Raw genomic sequence first — 10,047 nt, 5'->3', positions numbered from 1 at the left:
GTCGTGTTCCACCACCAGGACCGTGTTGCCGATATCCCGAAGGGTCTTCAGGGTCTGCAAGAGCCGGAGATTGTCCCGGGAATGGAGCCCGATACTCGGTTCATCCAGGACATAAAGGACCCCCATCAACTGGGAGCCGATCTGTGTGGCCAGCCGGATCCGCTGTCCTTCGCCGCCGGAAAGCGTGGCCGAGGTTCGATTGAGGGTCAGATAATCCAAGCCGACGTTGACCATAAATTCCAAACGGTCGTTGATCTCCTTCACGATTCGACGGGCGATCAGGGCCTGGCGGGTGGTCAGTTGAATGGTGTTAAACCAGATTCTGGCTTCTTTTACCGAAAAGGAAGTAACCTGATGGATGGAAAGGCCCTGGATTTTGACGGCCAGGCTCTCTTTTTTTAACCGTGTTCCTTTACAGGTAGGACAGGGCCGGACATTCATGAAGCGCTCTAGTTCCTCCCGGATCATGGTGGAATCGGTTTCCCGGTATCGCCGGTCCAGATTGGGAATGACCCCTTCAAAGGGCCGTTCATAAAAATGTCTCCGGCCTTCTTTTTCAAAATAAAAACGGAGGGCTTCATTACCTGAACCATATAACAGGATTTCTCTGACCTTGGACGGCAGGTCTTTAAAAGGGGTGTAGAGGTCAAAATGGTAATGGTTGATCAAGGCCTCCAGCATCTGCTGGAAATAAACGGATGACCGGTTTTCCCAGGGGACAATGGCGCCTTCCCGAAGATTCAGATTCGGATTGGGAACCACCAGGTCGGGGTCAAAATACATTTTGGTCCCCAGGCCGTCGCAAGTCGGGCAGGCCCCTTGCGGGTTATTGAAGGAAAAGAGCTGAGGGGTCAGCTCCGGGAGGCTGATGTCGCAACGGTCGCAGGAAAACCTTTCGCTAAAGAGGATCTCTTCTCCGCCGGCCAACAGGACCCTGAGAAATCCCTGGGAGAGTTTGAGGGCCAGTTCCGCCGAATCGGTCAGTCGTCGTTGTAATCCCTCTTTGACCACCAGTCGATCCACAACTGCTTCAATGGTGTGTTTTTTCTTTTTGTCCAGGACGATGTCTTCTTCCAGTTCCCGGAATTCGCCGTTGATCCGGGCCCGGACAAATCCTTCCCGCTTTAATTGTTCCAGGAGTTTTTGGTGTTCCCCTTTGCGGCCTGTGACCAGGGGGGCCATGAGTTGAAACCGGGTCCCGGCCGGAAAGGCCAACAAATGGTCGACGATTTCCTGGACCGACTGGGAAGAGATCTTCTGACCGCACTGGTAGCAATAGGGTTCTCCGATCCGGGCAAAGAGGACCCGAAGAAAATCGTAAATTTCCGTAACCGTGCCCACAGTAGAACGGGGATTTCTACTGGTGGTCTTCTGTTCTATGGAAATGGCCGGGGAGAGCCCTTCAATATAATCCACGTCAGGTTTATCCATCTGTTCCAGAAATTGGCGGGCATAGGCCGAAAGGGATTCCACATAACGGCGCTGCCCTTCGGCGTAGATGGTGTCAAAGGCCAGGGTGGATTTTCCCGATCCGGAAAGACCGGTAATGACCACCAATTTATCCCGGGGGATGACCACGTCAATATTTTTCAGGTTGTGTTCCCTGGCCCCTTTGACCAGGATCTGGTTTAATGCCATGATGCCTTCCAGCTTATAAATTTAGTTATATTATTACTACAGCGTATTTTTTTGCTAATGCGCCCCCTTAACCGTCATTCCGGCAGGCTTTAAGCTTGTCCCCGACGTTCTTAATCGGGGAGCGGAATCCATGGACTTTGGTTTTCTCATTTTCTGGGAAAACCTGGATTCCCGATAAAGACATTCGGGAATGACGGGAAAAGTGTCGCTGTAGTACTATTTCCTCCGGGAAAAGCGGGCGGCCAATAAAATGGCCGCTATCAGACTGTCCGGTTTAGCCAGACCTTTGCCGGCGATGTCAAAGGCCGTGCCATGATCGACCGAAGTGCGAATAAAGGGCAGTCCCATAGTGATATTGACGGCATTGTCGAAATGGAGCAATTTCAATGGGATCAGCCCCTGGTCGTGATACAGGGCAATCACCGCATCATACCGGCCCCGGGCGGCCCAATAAAAAAGGGTATCCGGCGGATAAGGTCCTGTGGCCTCGATCCCTTGATGCCGGACGGCCTTAATGGCCGGTTCGATAATGGTTTTTTCTTCCGAGCCGAAGGCTCCCTGTTCCCCGGCATGGGGGTTAAGGCCGGCTACGGCTATCCGGGGGTCTTTCAGGCCAAACCAGCGGGTCAGGGTTTGATGGGAGAGATCAATGGTCCGGATGATTTTTCCGGTATCCAGGGTCCGGAGGGCCTTTTTGAGGGAGAGATGGATGGTCACCAAACTGACCTTTAACCGCTTTCCGGCCAGCATCATGCCGAATGATCCGGTTTTGGACTGGCGGGCTAAAAATTCCGTATGGCCGGTAAATGAAGGAAGAGAATGACGGATGATTTCTTTGCTTATGGGGCAAGTAACCATGGCCGCTACTTTCCCCCTCAAGGCCCATTGGGCGGCCAATTGGATATAATTCAAGGCCGGTGGACCCCACTTAGGGTTGGGGTGCCCGGGGATGACTTGATCCGCCGGCAAGGAAGATGCCTCATACAGGTATCCCGGTTCTTTATATTCTTCAGCCGGGTCTATTTTTTGAATTGACCTTAAAGGGAAGGGTTTTCCCAGTCTCCGGGCGGTTGTTTCCAGGACCTTTCGGTCCCCGATGACCAGGGGATAACAGGATTTAAGGATCTGAGGATGATCCAGGGTTTTGAGGATGATCTCCGGCCCGACTCCGGCAGGATCTCCCATGGTAATGGCAATTATAGGTTTTCTCATTTTGGCCATTCAGGCGTAAAAATAGTAAATAAAAAATTTATATGATAGCGGAAAATCATTTTTTTCTCAAGTTCAATAAAAAAGTCTTAAAACTTGACAGTTGCACGGTCAAATGGAATAAAGTAATTTTAGAAGGGGCCTGACCAGGCAATCCTGTTTCCCGGGAAGGGTTCAGGGGACCTCGACAAATTATTAGGAGGTGTTTTTCTGAAAGGAAGGAAGTCTTTTCCCATCATTCTGATTTTATCTTTGTTGGTAGCAGCCCTCTTTTTGGGTTACCAAAAGATTTTGAACGGAGCCGCCGGCTATTTAGCCCCCTATGAAGACGGGAAAGCCGAAATCGTCATTTTGGAAGGCACCCAGGTGGTGCTCAATGGGGCCTTAACCACAGGGAAAGCACTGGTATCCAAGGGAGCAGCCTCTCGCCTGGTAATCATCCTTCATCAGACTTCAAGAGAAGAGGATTTTTTTGCCCTGCCCGCCGACTATCCCCAATTGGTTAAGAAGGAACTGGAACGTTCGGGTCTGAAGCGGGATCAATGGCAGGTACTGGTGACCCCTGTCAGTCATCCTTTTACCCAGAGGGAAGCCCAATTCGTCCTGGGTGAACTGGCCAGGTCCAGGGTCCGGAGGGCTATCCTGGTTTCTGAAGGATTCCACACCCGCAGAAGTATGGGAGTTTATCAAAAAGAAGGAATAAAATTCGGGATTAAAATTATCCCCCATCCCTATTTTATTTCTTATCAGAAAGGGAATTGGTGGCTTCAGGAAGAAGGGGTTCGGGCCTTTGCTACCGAATACCTGAAGCTGGGTTATTATTTTGTTAGAGGGTACTTATAACCCAAGATGCAAGTTTCAAATTATTTTTCCGACTCGTTCGGGTGAGGAGAAGAGATGTTTCAGTACAAGACAGGGGAAGATCAGCAAAGGAGGAAAGGGAAAATCCAATGGATTTGGGGCGTTATTTTTTCTATGTTTCTTTCCGGAACGGCTTTCAGTCAGAGTATTGACTGGGGGCCTCCGACCTGGGGGAAGAATCTGGAAGAATTAAACCAGATTTTCATAGAAAAGAATAAAAGCGGTCTGATCAAAGAAGATAAGGAAAGATCTGAAATCGAACTCCAGTACACACCCGCCAAGAGCCTAAAAATTAGAAGGGGCAATCTGACGGCCCTGATCAGTGCGGCGGATCCTTCATCGGCCGGTCGCCTATACGGGTATTCCTATGAAGGGAAATTTTTCGGGAAGGTGGTTTTATTTAAAGATCATCCCGAGTTTTTTCCGGAAACGATCCTCAGGACCTTAAAAGAAAAATATCCCCAGGGGAAAATCTATCGAACTTTTGGTACGGGACAGACAATGCCTCTATTTGAATATAAATCGGATCAATTATATGTGTTTACAACGAGTCGAGGGGTGTTTTTTTATGAACCGAATCTTTTGGGACAAGTTTTAAAACGGGATCAAAATCAGGTTGAACAAGAACTGCAACGCTATGAAAAGGAAATGAGAGGGAAACCCTATTCGCCATAGAGTCATTCCCAGACGACCAGGGCCATGAACGGGGAAACGATTCAATTTAAGGTGATTCGGAATCGGCCTGGGGGGTAAAAATTAATTCGGACATTCGAGATTTTTAGGTGATATACTTGGCAAAGGAACCCCGTTTCACAGTCCCTTTTTGGGAAAGTCCTTTGCGGACTTTCATTAAGGCCTCTTTGTTTTTGTAAAGCCAAATTTCCTTAGCCGGGATTTCCACCATGGGTTCCAGGATAATTTTATGGTCATCCCTGTAGGCCATGACCGAACTGATATTGGTGCCGGCAAGTAATTTGGTTAAGGTGATTCGGTTTTTGGAATCAAGGGGCAAATGGATAGCTTTCATCATGAATCCTTTTTGCTTTTTGGTTTGATTATGATAAAAAGATATTGGATTGTCAAGTGGGAATACCCACTTCGAATCGATTCCTGGAAGAGAAGATGAGGGAGGTATTGGAAGAGTAATGGGATAACATGGATTGGGGACGCCAAATATAAGCATTTGGCAAAAGGTCAAAATGACGCTCCACTTAATCGAGGCCTTGCCCAAAGATATTCAATATTATTGATCTGGTCATTTAAACATAATTTTGATCTGGTCTTAACACATCAGCGTCACTCTTTTCGTCATTCCCGAATGTATTTATCGGGAATCCAGGGTTTTCAAGAAAATGAGAAATCAAAGTCCCTGGATTCCGGCTTAAACCATGCCATGACGGATAAGGGGGCGTAACAGCAAAAAAATTTGCTGTAGTATTAACAGATTATGGTCAATTATGCAAATTAACAAACCTGACCTTCGTCTTTCTTTTAACCAATATCTGAAATGCAATTTTATAAACATTTGGCAATCTTAAAACTATGCCTGACCTGAACCTCTATACCAGTAATCGCCTGGAGATTCTGTCTGAAAAACTGGCCGAGGTGCTGCAACTTCCTTTGGCCGATCCGCTTCAGAGTGAGATCATTGTAGTCCAGAGTAAAGGCATGGAACGGTGGGTCTCCATGGAGCTGGCCCGCCATCTGGGCATTTGCGCCAATATACGGTTTCCTTTTCCGAATAAATTTGTCTTTGACGTCTTTCGGCAAATTATTCCGGAGGTTCAGGAAGAATCTCTATTCGAGCCCCGGATCATGACCTGGAGACTCATGCACCTCCTTCCTGCCTGTCTGGGCGAGAAGGGGTTTGAGAGTCTGCGGGGGTATCTCGACGGAAAGGATTCGGATCTGAAGCGCTTTCAGCTTTGTCTGCGGATTGCCCATCTTTTTGACCAGTACCTCCTTTTCCGGCCGGACTTGATCCTGGCCTGGGACCAGGGGGCGGATGATCATTGGCAGGCCAACCTTTGGCGCCGACTGGTCAAGGGGAATGAATATAACCACCGGGCGGCCCTTCAAAGGGCCTTCCTGGAAAAAATTCAACATTCCCCCCAGACCCTTAAAAACCTGCCGGACCGGATCTCGGTCTTTGGGATCTCGGCCCTCCCGCCATTTCACCTGCAGGTTTTGGCCGCCCTCTCCCGGTTGATCGAGGTGAATCTTTTTCTCATGAACCCCTGCCGGGAATATTGGGGCGATATTTTTTCAGACCGGGAAATGAAGCGGGTTACCAAACGACAAAAAGGGGGAAATGCCTTTCCGGAGGAACTCCACCTCGAAAAAGGAAATAGTCTGTTGGCCTCCATGGGGATGCTCGGCAGGGATTTCTTTGATCTGATTACCGGCCTGGGCTGCCGGGAAAATGAATTCTTTGCTGATCCGGCCGGGGAGGGTCTTCTGGCCGGCATTCAATCCGATATCTTAAATCTCCTGGACCGGGGAGGGGAGGTCGGTCAAAAGAAGGCCATCCGGGATGACGATATTTCCATCCAAGTCTGCTCCTGCCACAGCCCCATGAGGGAAGCGGAGGTGCTTCAGGATTATCTGTTAGCCCTTTTTGAATCTGATCCATCGCTGTTTCCCAAGGATATCCTGGTCATGGCCCCCGAAATAGAGACCTATGCCCCCTATATCCAGGCGGTCTTTTCCCTTCCGGCGAACGATCCCCGGTGGATTCCCTTCAGTATCGCGGACCGGGGGGTCCGGAATGAAAGCCGGTTGATCGATTCTTTCCTTCAACTTCTTGGTCTTCAAGGTAGCCGTCTGGGGGCTTCAGAGATCCTGGCCGTTCTGGAATCACCGGCAGTACAAAGGAGGCTTTCGCTGACTGAGGCCGATCTGGAGCCTATTCAGAAATGGATCCGGGATACCCGTATCCGCTGGGGGATTGACGAAAACAGCCGTAAAGAACTCGGCCTTCCGCCCTTTTCGGAAAACACCTGGTGGGCCGGGCTCAAGCGAATGCTCCTGGGATATGCCCTACCCGGTCAGGAAGAACAGATGTTCATGGGAATCCTGCCTTATGACCGGATAGAGGGAGAGGAGACGGCTGTTCTTGGAAATTTCCTGGGATTCATAGAACACCTCTTTGAGGCGCTAAAAGAACTGGGCCGGGAAAGGACCCTGAAAGAATGGGAAGAATTTTTATCCGGACTGCTTTTGACATTTTTTCTACCCAATGAGGAAACGGAACGGGAAGTACAGGTTATCCGGCGGACCCTCAGCGATCTGGCCGGCAAGCAGGACCTTTCTGGTTTTCAGGAGCAGATCGGTCTGGAAGTGATTACCACCTATCTTCGGACCTGCCTGGAGCAGGAAGGTTTCGGTTTTGGTTTCCTCACCGGAGGTCTGACCTTCTGTGCCATGCTGCCTATGCGCAGTATTCCTTTCAAGGTGATCTGCCTGATGGGAATGAATGATGACACCTATCCCAGACAGACCAGATCCCTGGGGTTTGACCTGATAGCCAAAAATCCAAGGCCCGGAGACCGTTCACGGCGCAAAGATGACCGCTATCTTTTCCTGGAAGCCCTTCTTTCGGCCAGAGAGCGGTTTTATATCAGCTATGATGGACAGAGCGTTCAGGATAACAGTCTCCGCCCGCCCTCGGTCCTGGTCAGTGAACTCCTGGATTATATCGAGCAGGGTTATACCGCTGCCGACCAAAGGGTCTTAGATCAAATCATGACCAAACACCATCTCCAAGCCTTCAGCCCGGAATATTTCAAGGAGAATGAAAAACTCTTCAGTTACTCGCCAGAAAATTTTGAAGCCGCCCAATGGGCAGTCAGTCAACGACAGGACCCCCGTCCCTTTATACTTAATGGGCTTCCGGCGCCTCCGGAGGAATGGAAGACTATTGACCTGGATCAGTTCTGCGGCTTTTTTGAAAACCCGGCCCGGTTTTTCCTCCGAAGACGGTTGGGTATTTATCTGGCGGAAGAAGCCGGAATTCCGGATGAGAATGAACCCTTTGATCTGTCGGGGATCGACCGTTATCAACTCGAACAGGACCTGGTCAAGAAGGTGCTCCGGAAACAGAGTCTCAAAGAATCCCTTTTGGCAATAAAGGCCTCGGGACAACTCCCGCACGGCGCCCCCGGGGAATGGCTGTTTGATCAGACCTGCCAGGGTCTTGATTCTTTTGCCAGAACCGTCCTGTCTTACACGGAGAAAGGGGCTTTTAACCCTCTGGAGGTCGATTTAAGCCTGGATGGGTTCAGGTTGATGGGCCGGATTGACCAAAGATTCCCTGACGGAATCATCCATTATCGTTATGCCAGAATGAGACCTCAGGAACGCCTCCGGTTATGGATTCATCTTCAGGTGCTTAATCTGATGAAGGCCCAGGAGGGACCCTGTCAGGGGATCCTGATCTGCAAGGATAAATCCTGCCGGGTTTTGCCGGCCGAAGAAACGGCTCAATCCTTAAAGACCCTCATCGATCTCTATTGGCAGGGCCTGACCAGGCCGCTTCATTTTTTCCCTTTGTCTTCCTGGGCCTTTGCCGAGTCCATGGAGAAACATGGGGATCCTGAAAAGGCCAAAACGGCCGCCCGTAAAACCTGGGAGGACGAATATGGGCCTGTGGAGAAGAAAAATCCTTATTTCCAGATGTGTTTCGGCCATGGTGATCCGCTGGATGAGGAATTTGAGTGCCTGGCCAGGGAGATTTTTGGCCCCCTGGTTCGGGGCGAAGAAAAAATTTGAACACCGGAAAATTGAAGGAGATCCGCTAAGTGGCCAAGAAAGAGGAAGAAAGCCGGGCCATAAAAAAATTTGACTTGTTAGACAGTCCGCTTACCGGGACCAATCTGATCGAGGCCAGTGCCGGGACCGGAAAGACCTATACCATTTCCGGGCTGTTTCTGCGTCTGATCCTGGAAAAACATTTTTCCGTGGACCAGATCCTGGTGGTAACTTTTACCGTGGCCGCAACCGAAGAACTAAAGGACCGGATCCGCACCAAACTTCGTCAGGCAATTTCGGCCTTCCGTACCGGGGACAGTCCTGATCCGTTTTTAAAAGGCCTGGTCCAGAAAATCCCGAAGGCCCCCAAAGCCATCCGGGATTTAGAGGGGGCCCTCAAAAGTTTTGATGAGGCCCCGATATGCACCATTCATGGTTTCTGCCAGCAGACCCTTCAGGAGAGCGCTTTCGAGAGTGGCAGCCTGTTTGATACCGAATTGATACCGGACCAGGAAAGCCTCAAGAAGGAAATTGTTCTGGATTTTTGGCGGCGCCATTTTTATGAGGCCCCCCTGGAGTTCGTCGGTTATGCCCGGAGCCGGAAATTCAGCCCGGAATATTTTTTGAAATTGCAAGGGAACCGCCTGGCCCACCTGGATTTAAAAATTGTTCCCGAGAGCCGGCCGGTGAAGCTGACTTTCCTCCCGTCTTTTTCCGAAAACTTTAAACGTCTAAAGGAGAACTGGCCGAAGGTCCGGGAAGAGGTCCGGGAAAAACTGGGGGACCCGGGATTGAAGTCCTATCCTGATGTACAGAAGTTAATAGAGGAGATGGATGGATATGCTGCGGCCAATAGCGGCGCCCTCCCGCTATTTGAAAAGTTTGAAAAATTCACCTCCTCCCATCTCCAGGCCAAAACCAGGAAAAACGGCCAGACTCCCGAACATCCTTTCTTCGACCTCTGTGAGGCCTTCCAGAAGACCGCTTGGGCACTTTCTTCTGAAATGGATCAACAGCTTCTTTTTCTCAAAGGAGAACTCTTCCGTTTCCTGAAAGAAGAGCTCCCAATCCGAAAAAGGCGGAAAAACATCCAGTCCTTTGATGACCTCCTGATCCGGCTGCGGGAGGCCCTGGAAAAGACCGGTGGAGATGATCTTCAGGAAGCGACCAGGGGCAAATACCGGGCGGCCCTCATTGATGAGTTTCAGGACACCGACCCGGTCCAGTATGGGATTTTCAAAAATCTTTTCGGCGGAAAAGAGGGCCTTCTTTTCCTGGTCGGGGATCCCAAGCAGGCCATTTACAGTTTCCGCGGGGCCGATCTTTTTGCCTATATGCAGGCCGCCGGGCAAGCCGATTCCCGCTATACCCTCACGGAAAACTGGCGCTCGGAACCCTCCTTGATCCAGGCCGTCAACACCTTGTTTTTAAATAACAGGAACCCCTTTCTCTTTGAAGACATCCCTTTTGTCAAGGCTATCCCCAAAGAACCTGAAAATCAGGAGCTTCTGAAAATCAATCAAAAATCCGAGCCGCCGTTCCAGCTCTGGTTTGTCGATGCGACCAAGGCGGGAGAGTCCGGGAAGCCCC

7 protein-coding genes are annotated in these 10,047 nt (G+C 50.2%); 4 read left to right on the top strand and 3 right to left on the bottom strand.

Annotation, left to right across the window (positions count from 1 at the left end):
* Positions 1-1,638 (bottom strand): excinuclease ABC subunit UvrA (gene uvrA, locus HY879_07670; GenBank protein MBI5603218.1); only part of this gene is annotated, 1,638 nt, incomplete at its 3' end.
* Positions 1,639-1,854: 216 nt separating this feature from the next.
* Positions 1,855-2,859, bottom strand: a complete 1,005-nt coding sequence (gene pdxA / locus HY879_07665) for a 4-hydroxythreonine-4-phosphate dehydrogenase PdxA (protein ID MBI5603217.1) — start codon at positions 2,857-2,859, stop codon at positions 1,855-1,857.
* 261 nt (positions 2,860-3,120) lie between these two features.
* Here pdxA and HY879_07660 point away from each other — a divergent pair, with 261 nt between their 5' ends.
* Together HY879_07660 and HY879_07655 are read left to right on the top strand one after the other, a co-directional pair.
* Entirely contained in the window at positions 3,121-3,690 is a 570-nt protein-coding gene (locus tag HY879_07660; protein MBI5603216.1) for a hypothetical protein, read from the top strand.
* Positions 3,691-3,744: 54 nt separating this feature from the next.
* Complete coding sequence (locus HY879_07655; protein ID MBI5603215.1) at positions 3,745-4,383, top strand: hypothetical protein; 639 nt, start codon at positions 3,745-3,747, stop codon at positions 4,381-4,383.
* A gap of 103 nt (positions 4,384-4,486) precedes the next feature.
* On the opposite strand, the gene HY879_07650 is transcribed toward HY879_07655, so the two are convergent.
* The gene (locus HY879_07650; protein MBI5603214.1) at positions 4,487-4,738 is read right to left on the bottom strand and encodes a hypothetical protein; all 252 of its coding nucleotides are present in this window, start codon (positions 4,736-4,738) and stop codon (positions 4,487-4,489) included.
* A gap of 512 nt (positions 4,739-5,250) precedes the next feature.
* On the opposite strand from HY879_07650, the gene recC reads away from it, so the two are divergent.
* Complete coding sequence (recC, locus tag HY879_07645) at positions 5,251-8,478, top strand: exodeoxyribonuclease V subunit gamma (GenBank protein ID MBI5603213.1); 3,228 nt, start codon at positions 5,251-5,253, stop codon at positions 8,476-8,478.
* A gap of 29 nt (positions 8,479-8,507) precedes the next feature.
* Positions 8,508-10,047 (top strand): UvrD-helicase domain-containing protein (locus HY879_07640; protein ID MBI5603212.1); only part of this gene is annotated, 1,540 nt, incomplete at its 3' end.

The organism is Deltaproteobacteria bacterium, from assembly GCA_016219225.1.
Classification (GTDB): domain Bacteria; phylum Desulfobacterota; class RBG-13-43-22; order RBG-13-43-22; family RBG-13-43-22; genus RBG-13-43-22.
Note: the sequence above shows the minus strand (reverse complement) of the source record. Positions and strands in the feature narration are given on the sequence as shown.